The sequence below is a fragment of the Pseudomonas sp. AC193 genome, from assembly GCF_979258075.1.
Genome location: NZ_OZ409832.1, coordinates 1,153,563 through 1,172,274 on the forward strand (window position 1 = coordinate 1,153,563; position 18,712 = coordinate 1,172,274).

General features: G+C 61.2%; 5 protein-coding genes and 1 pseudogene. 4 read left to right on the plus strand and 2 right to left on the minus strand.

Annotation, left to right across the window (positions count from 1 at the left end):
• Nucleotides 1-1,785: an acyclic terpene utilization AtuA family protein gene (locus tag ACZZ0D_RS05495; protein ID WP_463552624.1), complete on the minus strand. Its 1,785-nt coding sequence runs from the start codon at nucleotides 1,783-1,785 to the stop codon at nucleotides 1-3.
• Between the two features lie 185 nt (nucleotides 1,786-1,970).
• Between ACZZ0D_RS05495 and ACZZ0D_RS05500 the strand changes: the two genes are divergently transcribed.
• From ACZZ0D_RS05500 to ACZZ0D_RS05510, 3 genes are all read left to right on the plus strand, one after another.
• Complete coding sequence (locus tag ACZZ0D_RS05500; RefSeq protein ID WP_053122234.1) at nucleotides 1,971-2,594, plus strand: TetR/AcrR family transcriptional regulator; 624 nt, start codon at nucleotides 1,971-1,973, stop codon at nucleotides 2,592-2,594.
• A 91-nt stretch (nucleotides 2,595-2,685) separates the two neighbouring features.
• A complete protein-coding gene (locus ACZZ0D_RS05505) occupies nucleotides 2,686-3,483 on the plus strand; it encodes a substrate-binding periplasmic protein (protein WP_053122232.1) in 798 nt (265 codons plus the stop codon).
• Between the two features lie 87 nt (nucleotides 3,484-3,570).
• Nucleotides 3,571-4,584 carry a GNAT family N-acetyltransferase gene (locus ACZZ0D_RS05510; RefSeq protein ID WP_463552625.1) on the plus strand — a complete coding sequence of 338 codons (1,014 nt, stop codon included), beginning with the start codon at nucleotides 3,571-3,573 and terminating at the stop codon, nucleotides 4,582-4,584.
• 135 nt (nucleotides 4,585-4,719) lie between these two features.
• Here ACZZ0D_RS05510 and ACZZ0D_RS05515 read toward each other — a convergent pair whose 3' ends face one another.
• Nucleotides 4,720-5,274 carry an RNA polymerase factor sigma-70 gene (locus ACZZ0D_RS05515; protein WP_463552626.1) on the minus strand — a complete coding sequence of 185 codons (555 nt, stop codon included), beginning with the start codon at nucleotides 5,272-5,274 and terminating at the stop codon, nucleotides 4,720-4,722.
• A 371-nt stretch (nucleotides 5,275-5,645) separates the two neighbouring features.
• Here ACZZ0D_RS05515 and ACZZ0D_RS05520 point away from each other — a divergent pair.
• Nucleotides 5,646-18,643 (plus strand): annotated as a pseudogene (locus ACZZ0D_RS05520) (non-ribosomal peptide synthetase).
• Nucleotides 18,644-18,712: the final 69 nt, after the last annotated feature.

The following is an 18,712-nucleotide window of genomic DNA, read 5'->3' on the forward strand; positions in this document are numbered from 1 at the left end:
CTAGTCGAGCTGTTCGGCGATGCTCTGCGGCACCGGGACCTGGATTTCCAATAATTGCTGGGCGAAGGCTTTGCCTTGCGGGTCGATGCGCAGACTGGCCACGCCACCACCGCCGAGGGCGTTTTCCAAAAGAAAGTTGAGGCTGTGGGTGCCGGGCAGATACCAGCGTTCGACGCGGCCGTGGATCGGGTCGAGCACGTGGCTCATCCAGTCGACGATCACTGCCGGGGTCAACGCTTCGGCGATCCACGGCAAGTATTCGGGTTTGCGCGGCAGCACGCCGATGTTGCTGTGATTGCCCTTGTCACCGGAGCGCGCCACGGCCAGTTTCACCAGTGCCACGCTGGCATCGGCGCGGCCCTGAGGTTTCGGCGGTTGCTGGGCAATCGGCAAATCTTCACTGTCGAGCGCGACCAACGAGGGCAGGGCGCAAGAATGGCGTTCACCGGCCAGATCGATCTGCAAGGTGCAGGCGTTTTTATCGATCAGGAATGAAAACAAACGGATCAGCGGATACACGGTTGGCCGTCCGCCAACGATGCCGGTCAGCCCCGGCGCCATGCCGGTCGCGGCCTGGGCGATTTCCCGGGAGAACACAATCAGCGCCTGTTTGCTCGGGTGACGCACGGCGAGTTTGATCACCACTTCGCGGCTGTCGTGGCGCTGACCGTGCGGGCCGTAAGTGGCTTCGCTGCCGAGCAGTTCGATGTGGGTTTCGCTGTAGGGCGCCCAGCCGCGCTGGCTGAACATTTCTGCGGTCTTGTCGATGATTGCCTGACTGACGCGCTGCGCTTTTTCAACGGCATTGATGCCGGCGATCAGGCAACTGGCGGTGCAGCGAAAGCCGTCCGGCCAGGTGGCGCTGACCTTGTATTTATCCGTCGGTGGCAGGCCTTTGGCGCCGTGTACGTGCACCGCGTTTTTGCCTTGCTGCTGAAGTTTGACCTCGGTGAAATCGCAGACGACGTCGGGCAATAGATAGGCCTGCGGATCGCCGATTTCGTAGAGCATTTGCTCGCCGACGGTCAGTGGCGTGACCAGTCCACCGGAACCTTCCGGTTTGCTGACGATAAATTGGCTGTCGGCGCTGACTTCGACGATTGGAAAACCGATGTGCTCGTAATCCGGCACGTCGCGCCAGTCGGTGAAATTACCGCCGGTGCATTGCGCGCCACATTCGATGATGTGCCCGGCCAGTGCGGCTTGGGCGAGTTTGTCGTAGTCGTGCCACGACCAGCCGAATTCGTGCACCAGCGCGGCGCTGACCACGGCGCTGTCGACCACGCGGCCGGTGATGACGATATCGGCGCCCAGTCGCAACGCTTCGACAATGCCCGGCGCACCGAGGTAGGCATTGGTCGAGACGCACATTGGCGGCAACGGGGCGCCGCTGAACATTTCAGTGATGCCGCTGAGTTGTTTGAATTGTGGTTGCAGGTCATCGCCGAGCAACACGGCGATTTTCAGTGGGATGCCGGCCTTGTCGCAGGCCGCTTGCAGGGCGGCGGCGCAGGCTTGCGGATTGACCCCGCCGGCGTTACTGATGACGCGGATATTTTGCTCGGCCAGTTGTGGCAGCAGCGGTGTAAGGACTTCGATAAAGTCCCCGGCGAACCCGGCCTGCGAGTCTTTCATGCGCGCGCCGGCCATGATCGACATGGTGATTTCGGCCAGATAGTCGAAGACCAGATAATCCAGTTTGCCGCCGTCGACTAACTGCGCGGCGGCGGTCGAGGTGTCTCCCCAGAATGCACTGGCGCATCCGATGCGAACGGTGGTGGGCATTTTTATCTCCGACTCAGCAACCTGCGACAGAAGTGTCTGGAGGCTACCAAGCAAGCGCTTGGTTTGTAAACAGCGAAACACTATCTTCTGCCCAAGCGCTTGCTTGGTTGCCGTTGGCGGCTTAAATTGCGCGCAACCCTGCGGTTTCAGGGGGGAACAGACTGATCGACTGTAGGAGAGAACGGGTGGACGAGCAAAAAGCCCTGAGGGTCATGCGCGAATTGGTCGACGACGGCCAGTTGACCGACCCGGACAGCGCGCGCGGCAAACTGCTGCAAGTGGCGGCTCACCTGTTCCGTAATAAAGGCTACGAACGCACCACGGTGCGCGATCTGGCCGGCGCGGTGGGGATTCAGTCGGGGAGTATTTTTCATCACTTTAAAAGCAAGGACGAAATTCTCCGGGCGGTGATGGAAGAAACCATCCGTTACAACACGGCACTGATGCGCGCCGCGCTCGCCGACGCGAACAATGTGCGTGAGCGGGTGCTGGCGCTGATTCGCTGTGAATTGCAGTCGATCATGGGCGGCAGCGGCGAAGCGATGGCGGTGCTGGTGTATGAATGGCGTTCGTTGTCCGAAGACGGCCAGGCCAAAGTGCTGGCGTTGCGCGATGTCTACGAAGACCTCTGGCTAGAGGTGCTCGGCGAAGCCAAAGAGGCCGGGTTTATTCGTGGCGACGTGTTTGTCACTCGACGTTTTCTCACCGGTGCGTTGTCCTGGACGACCACCTGGTTCCGTGCCGGCGGCAGTCTGAGCCTCGATCAACTGGCGGATGAGGCGCTGATTCTGGTGCTTGAAGAGCGCTGAGACGCTTTCTATCAGGCGGTGAAACTGGCTAACTGGGCGAAACCGCCTAGCTTGAATGCATTGATCGGTATTTTTCGGGGAGTGGGGTGTTTTGAAGTCTTCGCCAATTCGGACGGCGTCGGGCGTGATGCTCGCAGCGCTGGCGGCATTCTGGTTGTTGCCTGCGCAAGCAGCGCAACTGGTTCGGGTGGGCGCCGCGCACTTTCCGCCGTACACCATCCGCCCGGAAAACGGTGCCGACACCGGTCTGCTGCCACAATTGGTCGAGTCGCTGAACCGCCTGCAAAAAGACTATCAATTCGTCCTCGTGCCGACTTCGATCCCGCGACGTTTCGGTGATTTCAAACAAGGCCGGATCGACATGGCGATCTTCGAGAACCCTGATTGGGGCTGGAAGGAAATCCCTCACACTGACGTCGACATGGGCCTTGAAGACGCCGAGATTTTTGTCGCGCAACGTGAAGACGGTCGCCAGCAGAACTATTTCGCTGACCTTAAAGGCAAGCGTCTGGCGTTGTTCAGCGGCTATCACTATGAGTTCGCCAACTTCAACGCCGACCCGAAATTCCTCGCGCAGAATTTCAATGCAACGTTGACCTATTCCCACGACAGCAACCTGCTGATGGTGCTGCGCGGGCGCGCCGACATTGCTCTGGTGACGCGCTCCTATCTGAGCGATTACCTGCTGCGCAACGAGAAGGTTCGCGACGAGTTGCTGGTGTCGCAGCGCATTGATCAGGTTTACCACCACTATGCGATTCTGCGTCCTGCCGCGCCGATCACCGGCGAGGCGTTCGGCAAGCTGCTGCAAGGCCTGCGCGACAACGGCGAGATGCTGAAAATCTTCGATCCGTACAAGATTGCCGTGGTGCCAGTGCCGCATCACTGAGGCACCGATTTCTCTGCCAAGCCTAAATTTCCCCTGCCGGATCACGTCCAATCGTTGAACTGTCGACGATTATCGTGAGCCCGACCCATGTCCAATCTGAATGACCTGGTTGCCTTGTCCCTGCCCTCGGGCAGCCAACTGGTAGCCGATGCCACCGAAAGCCGTCTGAGCCTGAGCCTGGACGGGCAACCATTGATTCGCCTGCGCCTCGATCGCGAGGCCAAAGGGCCGATCCAGATCGATGAGCGTTTCGCCTTGCCGCCGGGGCAAGCGCTGTGGGCAGCCTGTTATTGGCTGTTCGCCCGCGATCCTGAATGCCAGCAATTGACCTGGCAACTCGATCAACCGCCGACCGAAGCCTTGCTCAGCGGTTTGCTGGTGAGCACCGAGGTGGCCGGTGAATATCGCTGCGAGCGCACGTTGTTCTGGCAACTGCCGCAACCGTGGCTCGGCACGTCGCTGACCGGCAGCTATCCGCAGCAAATGGTCATCAGCGCTGGCAAGCGCCATCCACTGCGACCGGTAAAACCGCGCGGTGAAGTCTATCGGCGTTTCGATGCGCGTCTGGGGGCGTGGATTTCCCTGCGCACACTGGAAATCGAAGAGGATCTGCCGCGCTTCAACCGCTGGCAAAACAGCCCGCGTGTCGCCAGTTTCTGGCAGGAAGAAGGCAGCATCGAAAAGCATCGCGAATACCTGAGCAAACTCGACGCCGACCCGCACACACTGACCTTGATCGGCTGTTTCGATGATCAGCCGTTCGCCTACTTCGAAGCTTATTGGGCCAAGGAAGATCGTATCGCGCCGTTCTACGATGCCGACGATTACGACCGGGGCATTCACATGCTGGTGGGGGAGGAGGATCACCGTGGCCCGCACAAGGTAGCGAGCTGGTTATCGGCGCTGGTGCATTACCTGTTTCTGGACGATCCGCGCACCCAGCGCGTGGTCGCCGAACCGCGTGCCGATAACGCGAAGATGATTGGCCATATGCAGAACCAGTGCTTCCACTGCGAGAAGGAATTCGACTTCCCGCACAAACGTGCGGCGCTGATGATCCTGGGGCGTGAGCGGTTTTTTGATCGGTGCAAGTTGGCTTGAGGTGACCGGGCTTGAGATCTATTGCGCTCTCATGTCTGCCTTCGCGAGCAAGCCCGCTCCCACATTTGATCTATGTACACAATTCAAATGTGGGAGCGGGCTTGCTCGCGAATGGCTTGACGCCGAATTAAGATCCTAGCGCCGCCCCGCAATCACCACATCCCGACGACTGCTCGACACCTTGCGGCAGTGCACCAGCGCATCGCGAATCATGAAGTTGACCAGCGTCGGCGAAACACCGAGTTCCTTGGCGATGTCCTTTTGCGGCACGCCGTGCAGGCGGTACATCTCGAACGCGTAGCGGGTGCGGCTGGGCAGCTCGGTCAGTGCATCGGCGATGTGCTCCAGGGTGGAGAAGTTGATGTGCGAGATTTCCGGCGAAGCACCTTGAATGACCACGTTCAGCCCTTCCTCTTCAGGGCCTGAGTATTTCTGCTCCAGCGCCTGTTTGCGGTAGTGATCGATGGCCAGGTTGCGCACGATCTGGAACAGATAACTCAGTTGCGCCTTGATCGACGACGTGATCGGTGGCGCCGATTGCAGTCGGAAAAACGCATCCTGCACCACGTCTTCGGCACGTGACCGGCAGCCGGTAATGCGGGCTGCAATCTTGACCAGAATCAGGCGATTGTCGACGAATGCCTGAAGTAGCGGTGAATCGCACCTGCTTGTGGATACTGGTTCCGTCATGGAAATCACCTTGCTGCCAAATAGGTTAGTGGGACGCCTTGGGGGGACGGGGCCGTCCTACACATCGAGCGACAAATTATGTTGAATGATAATGATTGTCAATTGAGAAAGAGAACTAATGATACAAATTGGTGCGTTGTGAGAACTGCGACACGCCGCCGCATCCCAGCCCCGTTGGCGATCCAGCCTGTCGACTAATTATTTCAAGACGTCATCCGTTCTCATTGGTGAATGGTTCCGGGTACCGAACCCCGACCAGACAGCATTCCGCAGCCTTGCGCGGTCGGCACAGACCGCGCCCTGCATGCCCTTGAGGGCGTGACGCAGCAACCCGATTCCACTCAGCAAGCCGACTTCAGGCAGGAAACCTCATGACCGACGCGTTCGACATCCCCAGCACTCTGGTCAAGCCCTCCAGCGCCGCGCGGCCCTGACGCCGGATCAACTGGCCTTGCGTTTTCTTGCCGAAAACGAAGAACAGGCTGTGGTGCTCAGCTATCGCGAACTCGATCAACGCGCGCGCACGATTGCTGCCGCGTTGCAGGCTGAGGCGGGATTTGGTGATCGCGCGGTGTTGTTGTTTCCCAGCGGCCCGGATTACGTCGCGGCGTTTTTTGGTTGCCTGTATGCGGGCGTGATCGCAGTGCCGGCGTATCCGCCGGAATCGGCGCGCCGACACCATCAGGAGCGTTTGCTGTCGATCATCGCCGACGCCGAACCGCGTCTGCTGCTGACCAGCGCCGACCTGCGCGACGCCTTGCAGCAGATCGAAGGCGCGCCGCCGCTGTTGTGCGTCGATACGCTCGACAATGCGCTGGCCGAAAACTGGCTTGAACCGAACCTGCCGCCAGAGCACATCGCCTTCCTGCAATACACCTCCGGCTCGACTGCGCTGCCCAAAGGCGTGCAGGTCAGCCACGGCAATCTGGTGGCCAACGAACTGTTGATCCGCCACGGTTTCGGCATCGATGTGAACCCGGATGATGTGATCGTCAGTTGGCTGCCGCTGTATCACGACATGGGGTTGATCGGCGGTCTGCTGCAACCGATCTTTAGCGGCGTGCCGTGCATTCTGATGTCGCCGGCGTACTTCCTCGGTCGGCCCCTTCGCTGGCTCGAAGCGATCAGCCAATACGGCGGCACCATCAGCGGCGGGCCGGATTTTGCCTATCGCTTGTGCAGCGAACGGGTCAGCGAATCGGCGCTGGAGCGTCTCGACCTGAGCCGCTGGCGCGTGGCCTATTCCGGTTCCGAACCGATCCGCCTCGACACCCTGGAACGCTTCGCCGACAAGTTCGCCGCGAGCGGTTTCAGCGATAACAGTTTCATGGCCTCGTACGGTCTGGCCGAGGCCACGCTGTTCGTCGCCGGCACCCCGCGCGGCACCGGCATTCCTGCACTGCGCGTGGACGATCAAGCGCTGGCGCAAAATCGTGCCGAGCCGGGCGATGGTTCCCCGATCATGAGTTGCGGTATCAGCCAGCCTGAGCACGCGGTGCTGATCGTTGAGCCCAATACGCTCGTAGAACTCGCCGACAATGCCGTCGGCGAAGTCTGGGCGACCGGCCCGAGCATTGCCCTCGGTTACTGGCGCAACCCCGAAGCCAGCGCCAAAACCTTCGTCCAGCACGCTGGCCGCACCTGGCTGCGCACTGGCGACCTGGGTTTTATCCGCAACGGCGAACTGTTCATCACCGGTCGCCTGAAAGACATGCTCATCGTGCGCGGCCACAACCTCTATCCGCAGGACATCGAGCAAACCGTTGAACGTGAAGTGGAAGTGGTGCGCAAGGGCCGCGTTGCTGCATTCGCGATCAATCAGAATGGCGAAGAGGGTATTGGCATCGCTGCAGAAATCAGCCGCAGCGTGCAGAAAATCCTGCCGCCGGAAGCGTTGATCAAAGCCATCCGCCAAGCCGTGGCCGAGGCGTATCAAGAAGCGCCGAGCGTGGTCGTATTGCTCAATCCCGGTGCACTGCCAAAAACTTCCAGCGGCAAATTACAGCGCTCGGCGTGCCGCAATCGTCTGGCCGATGGCAGCCTCGACAGCTACGTGGTGTTCCCGTCGAGCACCGCTGAAACTCAAAAATCGATAGCCAGCGCCTCCGAACTTGAAACGCTGATCGGCAAGATCTGGGCTGAGCAACTCAACGTCAAACAGGTCAACGCCGACGATCACTTCTTCCTGCTTGGCGGTAACTCGATCGCCGCCACGCAAGTGATCGCCCGTGTTCGCGAAGCACTCAGTCTGGAGCTGAGCCTTCGCCTGCTGTTCGAAGCGCCGACCCTCTCCGCGTTTGCCGCCGCAGTCGCCCAGCAACAACAGGACGGCGGCAGCGCGCAAGGTGAAATCACCGCGCTGTCACGTTCCGAGCCGATGCCGCAATCGCTGGCGCAAAACCGCTTGTGGATCACCTGGCAACTCGACCCGCACAGCAGCGCCTACAACATTCCCGGCGGCCTGCGCTTGCGTGGCGAACTCGATGAAGACGCACTGCGCGCCAGCTTCCAGCAATTGATCGAGCGCCACGAATCCCTGCGCACGCGTTTCTTCGAACGTGACGGCGTTGCTCTGCAACAAGTCGATGCCGCTGCCGATTTCAACCTGCAATTGATCGACATCAGCGACCTGCCAGCCGATGAACGCGAAGCCCGCGCGCAGCAGATCCGCGACGACGAAGCTCACACTCAATTCGATTTGGAAAAGGGCCCGCTGCTGTGGGTGACGCTGATCCGTCTCGACGATGAAGATCACCAACTGCTGGTGACGATGCACCACATCATCGCTGACGGTTGGTCGCTGAACGTGTTGATCGACGAATTCTCGCGCCTGTACGCCGCGGCCTCGCAAGGCGCAACGGCCAACCTCGCGCCGCTGCCAACCCAATACGCTGACTACGGCAGTTGGCAGCGCCAATGGCTGGCGCAAGGCGAGGGTGAGCGGCAACTGGCTTACTGGAAAGCGCAGTTGGGCGACGAGCATCCAGTGCTGGAGCTGGCCACCGATCATCCGCGCTCGGCGCAACACAAACACAGCGCTGCACGTCACACCGTGCGTCTGGACGTCAGCCTCAGCGAGGCGATTCGCAACACAGCGCAAGCGCATCAATCGACACCGTTTATGCTGTTGCTCTCGGCATTCCAGAGTCTGCTGCATCGCTACAACGGTCAGCGTGATATTCGCATCGGCGTGCCCAACGCCAACCGTCCGCGCCTGGAAACTCAAGGCCTGATCGGCTTCTTCATCAACACCCAAGTACTGCGCGCCGAGATCGATTCGCGCCTGCCATTCGTTGAGCTGCTGGCGCAAACCCGCCAGGCCACACTCGGCGCACAGGCGAATCAGGATCTGCCGTTCGAACAACTGCTCGAAGCCTTCCCGCAGGCCCGCGAACAAGGTCTGTTCCAGGTCATGTTCAACCACCAGCAACGCGACCTCAGTGTGCTGAAGCACCTGTCGGGTCTGCTCGCCGAAGAGTTGCCGTGGCACAGCCGCGAAGCCAAGTTCGACCTGCAATTGCACAGCGAAGAAGACCGTAATGGTCGCCTGACATTGTCCTTCGACTACGCCGACGAACTGTTCGACGCCGCGACCATCGCGCGACTGGCCGAGCATTTCAGCAATCTGTTGCGCGAAGTCTGCGAGCGTCCAGAACAAGCCATCGGCGATCTGCAATTGCTCACCGTCGGCGAACACGATCAGCAGAAAAACTGGAGCGTCGCGCCGTGCGCCCCGGCACAACAATGGCTGCCCGAACTGCTCAACGAACAGGCACGCCAGACCCCGGAACGCACTGCGCTGGTGTGGGAGGGCGGTAGCCTCGATTTTGCCGAACTGCACACGCAAGCCAACCGCCTCGCGCACTATCTGCGCGACAAAGGCGTCGGCCCGGACGTTTGCGTGGCCATCGCCGCCGAGCGTTCGCCGCAACTGTTGATCGGCCTGTTGGCGATCATCAAGGCCGGCGGCGCTTACGTGCCGCTGGATCCGGAATACCCGGCTGATCGCCTGGCTTACATGCTCAGCGACAGCGGCGTCGAATTGCTCCTGACCCAGACCGAACTGCTCGGCGGTTTACCGGCCAGCGACGGCGTCAGCGTGATCGCCATGGACGCCCTGCACCTGGAAAACTGGCCGAGCCAGGCACCGGGTCTGCACTTGCACGGCGACAACCTCGCCTACGTGATCTACACCTCGGGCTCCACCGGCCAGCCGAAAGGCGTCGGCAATACGCATGCGGCATTGGCCGAACGTCTGCAATGGATGCAGAGCGCTTACGCGTTGAATGAAACCGATGTGCTGATGCAAAAGGCGCCGATCAGTTTCGACGTCTCGGTGTGGGAATGCTTCTGGCCGCTGATCACTGGCGCGCGCTTGCTGATTGCCGGCGCCGGTGAACACCGCGATCCGCATCGCATCGCCCAATTGGTGCAAGAACACGGCGTGACCACGCTGCACTTTGTACCGCCGCTGCTTTCGCTGTTCATCGACGAACCGCTGAGCGCCGAATGCACCAGCCTGCGCCGCGTTTTTTCCGGTGGTGAAGCGCTGCCCGCTGAACTGCGCAACCGCGTGTTGGCGCAACTGCCGGCGGTGCAATTGCACAACCGTTACGGCCCGACTGAAACCGCGATCAACGTCACCCACTGGCATTGCACCACCGCCGATGGCGAGCGTTCGCCGATTGGCCGACCGCTGGGCAACGTGATTTGCCGCGTGCTCGACGCTGATCTCAATCCCGTGCCGGCCGGTGTGCCGGGTGAGTTGTGCATCAGCGGCATTGGTTTGGCTCGCGGTTACCTCGGTCGTCCTTCGTTGACTGCCGAGCGTTTTGTCGTTGATCCATTGGGCGAGCAGGGCGCACGTTTGTACCGCACCGGCGACCGCGCGCGCTGGACGTCTGACGGCGTGATCGAATACCTCGGTCGCCTCGATCAGCAGGTCAAACTGCGTGGTTTCCGTGTCGAACCGGAAGAAATCGAGGCGCGTTTGCTCGCCCAGGACGGCGTCGCTCAAGCCGTGGTGCTGGTGCGCGAAACCGCTGCCGGCGCGCAACTGATCGGCTACTTCACCGCGACCGATGCCAGTGAACATCACGACGAACAAATCGCTCGTCTGAAAACCGCACTCGCCGCCGAACTGCCGGAATACATGGTGCCGGCACAACTGATGCGCCTCGACGCAATGCCGCTCAGCCCCATCGGCAAACTCGACCGCCGTGCCTTGCCCGAGCCGCAATGGCAAGTGCGTGAACACGTCGAACCGGTGACTGAGCTGGAACAGCAAATCGCCGCGATCTGGCGCGAAGTCCTTGGCCTGAGCCTGGTCGGTCTGCGCGACGACTTCTTCGCCCTTGGCGGCCACTCGCTGCTGGCCACGCAAATCATCTCGCGCACCCGTCAGGCCTGTGACGTCGAGCTGCCGCTGCGGGCGTTGTTCGAGCACAGCGAACTCGGTGATTTCGCCGAACAGATTCGCTTGATCCAAGTCAGCGGCCGCACCAACAAGCAGCCGCCAATCGCCAAAGTCGACCGCAGCCAACCAGTGCCGCTGTCGTACTCGCAACAGCGCATGTGGTTCCTCTGGCAGATGGAACCGGACAGCCCGGCGTACAACGTCGGTGGCATGGCGCGCCTGCGTGGCGTGTTGCACGTCGAGCGTTTCGAGGCCGCATTGCAAGCGCTGATCCTGCGCCACGAAACCCTGCGCACGACGTTCCCGAGCGTCGACGGCATCGCCCGTCAACAGGTGCATGCCGAGACCGGCGTGCGCATGGGCTGGAAGGATTTCTCGAAAATTGCCGCCGATCAGCGCGAGCAACAGGTTCAGCAATTCGCCGATGAAGAAGCGCATCTGCCGTTCGATCTGGAAACTGGCCCGCTGCTGCGCGCCTGTCTGGTGAAGACCGCCGAGCACGAGCATTACTTCGTGCTGACCCTGCACCACATCGTCACCGAAGGCTGGGCGATGGACATCTTCGCCCGCGAACTCAGCGCACTGTACGAAGCGTTTGTCGATGATCGCGATTCGCCGCTGCAACCGCTGCCGGTGCAGTACCTCGACTACAGCGTCTGGCAGCGCAACTGGCTGGAATCCGGCGAGCGTCAACGCCAACTCGATTACTGGACGGCGCAACTCGGTCGCGAACATCCGCTGCTGGAATTGCCCGGCGACCGCCCGCGTCCGCCGGTGCAAAGCCACCAGGGCGAGCTGTTCCGTTTCGACCTGAGCGACGACCTCGCGACGCGGGTTCGTGCGTTCAACGCGCGAAACGGTCTGACCCTGTTCATGACCATGACCGCCGCGCTCGCCACGCTGCTTTACCGCTACAGCGGGCAGACCGATCTGCGCATCGGCGCGCCGGTGGCCAACCGTATTCGTCCGGAAAGTGAAGGGCTGATCGGTGCGTTTCTCAACACTCAAGTGCTGCGCTGCCAGCTCGACGGCATGATGTCGGTCGGCGAATTGTTCGAGCAAGTGCGCCACACCGTGATCGAAGGCCAGTCGCATCAAGATCTGCCGTTCGATCATCTGGTTGAAGCCTTGCAGCCGCCACGCAGTGCTGCGTACAACCCGCTGTTCCAGGTGATGTGCAACGTGCAGCGCTGGGAATTCCAACAGAGCCGCATGCTCGCTGGCATGACTGTCGAATATCTGGCCAACGATGCGCGGGCGACCAAGTTCGACCTCAACCTGGAAGTCACCGACCTCGACCATCGTCTCGGTTGCTGCCTGACGTACAGCACCGACTTGTTCGACGAACCGACCATCGCGCGCATGGCCAAACATTGGCGCAACCTGCTCGAAGCGTTGATCGCCGATCCGCAACAGCGCCTCAGTGAATTGCCGCTGCTTGACGCGCCCGAGCAACAGCAGCTGCGCGACAGCCTCGGCATCGAGCCGGGCGAGCATCGTCTCGACCAGTGCATTCATCACCTGTTCGCCGAACAGGCACTGGCGCGCAAAGACGCAGCGGCGCTGACCTTTGCCGGGCAGAGCCTGAGCTACGCCGAACTCGACGCCCGCGCCAACCGTCTGGCCTGGGCATTGCGGGCGCGTGGCGTCGGCCCGCAAGTGCGCGTAGGTCTGGCGCTGGAGCGCTCGCTGGAAATGGTCATCGGCCTGCTGGCGATTCTCAAGGCGGGCGGTGCGTATGTGCCGTTGGACCCGGAATACCCGCTCGACCGTCTGCATTACATGATCGAAGACAGCCGCATTGGGCTGCTGCTCAGTGATCGCGCGATGTTCAACGCCCTCGGCGATCTACCGTCGAGTGTGGCGCGTTGGTGCCTGGAAGACGACAGTGCAGCGCTGGCCGATTACCCGGCCACTGAGCTGCCGTTTATCAGCCTGCCGCAGCATCAGGCCTACCTGATTTACACCTCGGGTTCGACCGGTAAGCCGAAAGGCGTGGTGGTTTCCCACGGCGAAATCACCATGCACTGTCAGGCCGTGATCGAGCGGTTTGGCATGCGCCCGGACGACTGCGAACTGCACTTCTATTCGATCAACTTCGATGCGGCGACTGAGCGTTTGTTGGTGCCGCTGCTCAGCGGCGCGCAAGTGGTGTTGCGTGCGCAAGGTCAGTGGGACGCCGAAGAAATCTGCGGTTTGATCCGCACGCATAAAATCAACGTGCTCGGTTTCACCCCGAGCTACGGCAGCCAGTTGGCGCAGTTCCTTTCGACGCAAAACGAGATCCTGCCGGTGCGGATGATCATCACTGGCGGTGAAGCGCTGACCGGTGAACACCTGCAACGCATTCGTGCAGCGTTCAAACCGGCGATGTTTTTCAACGCTTACGGCCCGACGGAAACCGTGGTCATGCCGCTGGCCAGTCTGGCGCCGGAGGTGCTGGAAGAGGGTGCGGGCAGTGTGCCGATCGGCAGCGTGATTGGCGCGCGTGTTGCGTACATTCTTGACGCCGATCTGGCGCTGGTGCCACAGGGCGCGACCGGTGAATTGTTCGTCGGCGGCGCGGGCCTGGCGCAGGCGTATCACGATCGTCCGGGCATCACTGCTGAGCGTTTTGTCGCGGATCCGTTTGCCGTTGACGGCGGGCGCATGTACCGCACCGGCGACCTGGTGCGCCAGCGTGGCGATGGCTTGGTTGAATACCTGGGCCGGATCGACCATCAGGTAAAAATTCGTGGTTTCCGCATCGAACTGGGCGAAATCGAAACCCGTCTGCTTGATCACGCTTCGATCCGCGAAGCCGTGGTGCTCGCCCTTGATGCGCCAAGCGGCAAACAACTGGTCGGCTATCTGGTGACTGAAGTCGCCGAGCAAAGCGAAGCCAGACAGGCTGAACTGCGCGAAGCCCTCAAGTCGCACCTCAAGACACAACTGCCGGATTACATGGTGCCGACGCACCTGATTCTGCTGGCGAGCATGCCGCTGACCGCCAACGGCAAACTCGACCGCCGTGCCTTGCCGGCGCCGGATCCGGAGCTCAATCGCCAGGATTACGTGGCGCCGAGCAACGAATTGGAACAGACCCTGGCGCAGATCTGGTGCGCGGTGCTCAATGTCGAACAGGTGGGCCTCAACGACAATTTCTTCGAACTCGGTGGCGACTCGATTCTGTCGATTCAAGTGGTCAGCCGCGCGCGTCAGCAAGGCATTCATTTCAGCCCGCGTGATCTGTTCCAGCATCAGACTGTGCAGACCCTCGCCGCCGTGGCCAGTCGCAGCGAACAAGTGACAGCGGAGCAAGGCCTGGTGACCGGTGAATCGCGTCTGACGCCGATTCAGCATTGGTTCTTCGACACGGAAATCCCTGAGCGTCAGCACTGGAATCAGGCGCTGTTGCTGGAGCCAACCGTGGCGCTGCAACCGCATCGTCTGGAGCAAGCGCTGCTGGCGGTGATCGAGCAGCATGATGCCCTGCGTCTGCGCTTCACCGAGGCCAACGGCGTGTGGCAAGCGACGCACCAACCGGTGTCGGATGCGGCGGTGTTGTGGCAAGTGCGCGTGCCGTCGATGGACAAGTGTGAAGCGCTGTTCGCCGATGCGCAGCGCAGCCTCGACCTTGCGCAAGGCCCGCTGCTGCGTGCCGTGCTGGTTGACGGCCCGGAAGCTCAGCAACGCCTGTTTATCGCGATTCATCACTTGGTGGTCGATGGCGTGTCGTGGCGCGTGTTGCTCGACGATTTGCAAACCGTGTACCGCCAACTCGACGCCGAGCAAGCGGTGAAACTGCCAGCAAAAACCAGTGCCTTCAAAGACTGGGCCGCCCGTTTGCAGGCCTACGCCGGCAGCGAATCCCTGCGCGAAGAACTCAACTGGTGGCAAACCCAGTTGGCCGGTCAGAACGCCGATCTGCCTTGCGAAAACCCGCAGGGCGGCCAGCAGAATCGTCATGCACAAACCGTCAGCGTGCGCCTCGATGCCGAGCACACCAAACAGCTGCTGCAACAGGCGCCTAGCGCTTATCGCACGCAGGTCAACGATCTGCTGCTGACGGCACTGGCCCGGGTGCTGTGCCGCTGGAGCGGTCAGCCATCGGCGCTGATTCAACTGGAAGGCCACGGTCGCGAAACCCTGTTCGACGAAATCGACCTGACCCGTACCGTCGGCTGGTTCACCAGTGCTTACCCGCTGCGCCTGACCCCGCACAACATCGAAGAGGCCGCAGGGCAGGGCGCTTCGATCAAGGCAATCAAAGAGCAACTGCGCGCGATACCGCACAAAGGTCTGGGTTATGGCGTGCTGCGTTATCTGGCCGATGATTTCACTCAGCGCAGCATGGAGGCTCTGCCGCATGCGCCGGTCACCTTCAACTACCTCGGCCAGTTCGACCAGAGCTTCGCCAGCGATGCACTGTTCCGTCCGCTGGATGAGCCGGTTGGCGCTGCCCACGATCCGCAGGCGCCATTGCCGAATGAATTGAGCGTCGACAGTCAGGTGTATGGCGGTGAACTGCTCTTGCGCTGGACGTTCAGCGCCGAGCGTTACGACGCGCAAACCATCCACGATCTGGCCGATGCCTATCTCGGTGAGCTGCAAAGCCTGATCGCCCATTGCCTGCAAGACGACGCCGGTGGCCTGACGCCGTCGGACTTCCCGCTGGCCAAACTGACTCAGGCGCAACTCGATGCCTTGCCGGTGCCGGCCGCGCACATCGAAGATGTCTATCCGTTGACGCCGATGCAGGAAGGCATGTTGCTGCACACCTTGCTCGAACCGGGCACCGGTCTGTACTACATGCAGGATCGCTACCGCATCAACAGCGAACTCGACGCCGAGCGTTTTGCCCAGGCCTGGCAAGCGGTGATCGCCCGTCACGAAGCGTTGCGCGCCTCGTTCTGCTGGAACGTCGGCGAAGACATGCTGCAAGTGATTCACACGCCGGGTCGCACGCCAATCGAATATCTGGACTGGAGCGCCATCGCCGAAACCGAGCAGGAACCAAAGCTGCAAGCGCTGCTGAAAAACGAGCGTGAGGCCGGGTTCGATCTACTCAATCAGGCGCCATTCCATCTGCGCCTGATCAAGGTCGGCGCGGCGCGTTACTGGTTCATGATGAGCAACCACCACATCCTTATCGATGCCTGGTGCCGCTCGTTGCTGATGAACGATTTCTTCGAGATTTACACCGCTCTGGGTGAAGGTCGCGAAGCGCAACTCGCCGTGCCGCCGCGTTATCGCGATTACATCGGCTGGCTGCAACGCCAGAGCCTGGCCGAAGCACGGCAGTGGTGGCAGCAGAACCTGCAAGGGTTCGAGCGCACCACGCCGATCCCTAGTGACCGGCCGTTCTTGCGTGAACATGCCGGTGAAAGCGGCGGCATGATCGTCGGCGACCGCTACACCCGCCTCAAAGTCGAGGACGGTGCGCGTCTGCGTGAATTGGCGCAGGCGCATCAGTTGACCATCAACACCTTCGCCCAAGCGGCGTGGGCCTTGGTGCTGCGCCGCCTGAGTGGTGATCGCGACGTGCTCTTCGGCGTCACCGTGGCCGGGCGGCCGGTGGAAATGCCGGAGATGCAACGCACGGTCGGCCTGTTCATCAACAGCATCGCGCTGCGGGTGCAGATGCCGGCGGACGATGAACGCAGCAGCGTGCGTCAGTGGCTCAGCGCTTTGCTCGACAGCAACATGCAACTGCGCGAGTACGAATACCTGCCGCTGGTGAACATCCAGGAACAAAGCGAATTGCCGAAAGGCCAGCCGCTGTTCGACAGCCTGTTTGTCTTCGAAAACGCCCCGGTGGAAGTCTCGGTGCTGGATCGCGCGCAGAGCCTGAACGCGACCTCGGACTCCGGACGAACCCACACTAACTTCCCGTTGACGGCGGTGTGCTACCCGGGCGATGACCTTGGTCTGCACCTGTCTTATGACCAGCGTTATTTCGACGAATCGACCATCGAGCGCATGCTCGGCGAGTTCAAGCGTCTGCTGCTGGCGCTGGTCGAGGGCTTCCATGGCGACATGGCTGATCTGCCGCTGTTGGGCGCCGAGGAGCAGGACTTCCTGCTGCATGGTTGCAACCAGAGTGCCCACGATTATCCGCTGGAGCAGAGCTATGTGGCGCTGTTCGAAACGCAGGTTACTGCGCATCCGCAACGCATCGCCGCGACGTGCCTTGATCAGCAACAGAGCTATGCCGAGCTGAACCACAACGCCAACCGTCTCGGCCATGCACTGGTCGCGGCGGGTGTGCAGACGGATCAACCGGTGGCGTTGCTCGCCGAACGCAATCTCGACCTGCTCGGCATGATCATTGGCAGCTTCAAGGCGGGCGCGGGTTATCTGCCGCTGGATCCGGGTCTGCCGAGTCAGCGTTTGCAACGCATCATCGAACTGAGCCGCACGCCGCTGCTGGTGTGCAGTGAGGCGTGTCGCGAACAGGCGCAGACCTTGCTGGATGAATTCAGCTGCGCCAATCGTCCACGGCTTCTGGTTTGGGAAGAAGTGCAGGCTTTGGCGTTATCGTCAGCGAATCCTGGCATTTACAGCGGCCCGGACAACCTCGCTTACGTGATCTACACCTCGGGCTCCACCGGCCTGCCGAAAGGCGTGATGGTCGAACAGCGCGGCATGCTCAATAACCAGTTGAGCAAGGTGCCGTATTTGAATTTGAGTGACGCCGATGTGATCGCGCAAACCGCTTCGCAGAGCTTCGATATTTCGGTCTGGCAGTTCCTTGCCGCGCCGCTGTTCGGCGCGCGAGTGGACATTGTGCCGAATACGATTGCCCACGATCCGCAAGGTCTGCTGAAGCATGTGCAAGTGCAGGGCATCACCGTGCTGGAGAGTGTGCCGTCGCTGATTCAGGGCATGCTCGCTTCGGATCGCCTGAGTCTCGATGGCTTGCGCTGGATGTTGCCGACCGGTGAGGCGATGCCGCCGGAGCTGGCGCATCAGTGGTTGCTGCGTTATCCGCAGATTGGTCTGGTCAACGCGTATGGCCCGGCGGAATGTTCCGACGACGTGGCGTTCTTCCGGGTCGACATGGCTTCGACGCGCGGCAGTTATTTGCCGATCGGCACGCCGACCGACAACAACTTGCTGTATCTGCTCGATGGCGCGCTGGAGCTGGTGCCGTTGGGTGCGGTGGGTGAGTTGTGTGTGGCGGGCACGGGCGTTGGTCGCGGTTATGTCAGCGATCCGCTGCGCACGGCGCCGGTGTTTGTACCGAACCCGTTCGGTGCGCCGGGCGAACGTCTGTATCGCACCGGAGACCTGGCGCGGCGGCGTAGCGATGGTGTGTTGGAGTACGTTGGCCGCGTCGACCATCAGGTGAAAATTCGTGGTTACCGGATTGAGCTGGGTGAGATCGAAGCGCGTCTGCATGAACAGCCGGAAGTGCGCGATGGCGCGGTCGGTGTGCAGGAGGGCGTCAACGGCAAGCACTTGGTTGGTTATCTGGTGGCGGCCGATTCGGCACTCAATCCGAGCGAGCGTCTTGAGCGGATCAAGCAGCGTCTGCGCGCCGAATTGCCGGAATACATGGTGCCGCTGCACTGGTTGTGGCTCGATCAGTTGCCGCTGAATGCCAACGGCAAACTTGATCGCAAAGCCTTGCCGGCGCTGGAGATCGGTCAGTTGCAGAGTCAGGATTATCTGGCGCCGCGCAATGAGCTGGAGCAGACGCTGGCGGACATTTGGGCCGAGGTGTTGAAGGTCGAGCAGGTCGGTGTGCGCGACAACTTTTTCGAACTGGGCGGGCATTCGTTGCTGGCCACGCAGATCGCTTCGCGTGTGCAGAAATCCTTGCAACGAGACGTGCCGCTGCGGGCGATGTTCGAGTGCAGCACGGTCGAGGAGTTGGCCGAATACATTGATGGACTGGCGGCGAGTGACATTACCGAGGAGAAGGTGGATCGGTTGAATGATCTGATGGCGGAGCTGGAAGGGCTTTAATTCTCTAGTGTCTGCACGGGCCCCTTCGCGAGCAAGCCCGCTCCCACCGTTGGAATGCGTTCCCCTGTG

What these genes read in the sequence shown, in the direction of transcription:
- ACZZ0D_RS05515 (WP_463552626.1), bottom strand. Translation starts at nt 5,274, where the DNA reads ATGACGGAACCAGTATCCACAAGCAGGTGCGATTCACCGCTACTTCAG.
- ACZZ0D_RS05495 (WP_463552624.1), bottom strand. Translation starts at nt 1,785, where the DNA reads ATGCCCACCACCGTTCGCATCGGATGCGCCAGTGCATTCTGGGGAGAC.
- ACZZ0D_RS05510 (WP_463552625.1), top strand. Translation starts at nt 3,571, where the DNA reads ATGTCCAATCTGAATGACCTGGTTGCCTTGTCCCTGCCCTCGGGCAGC.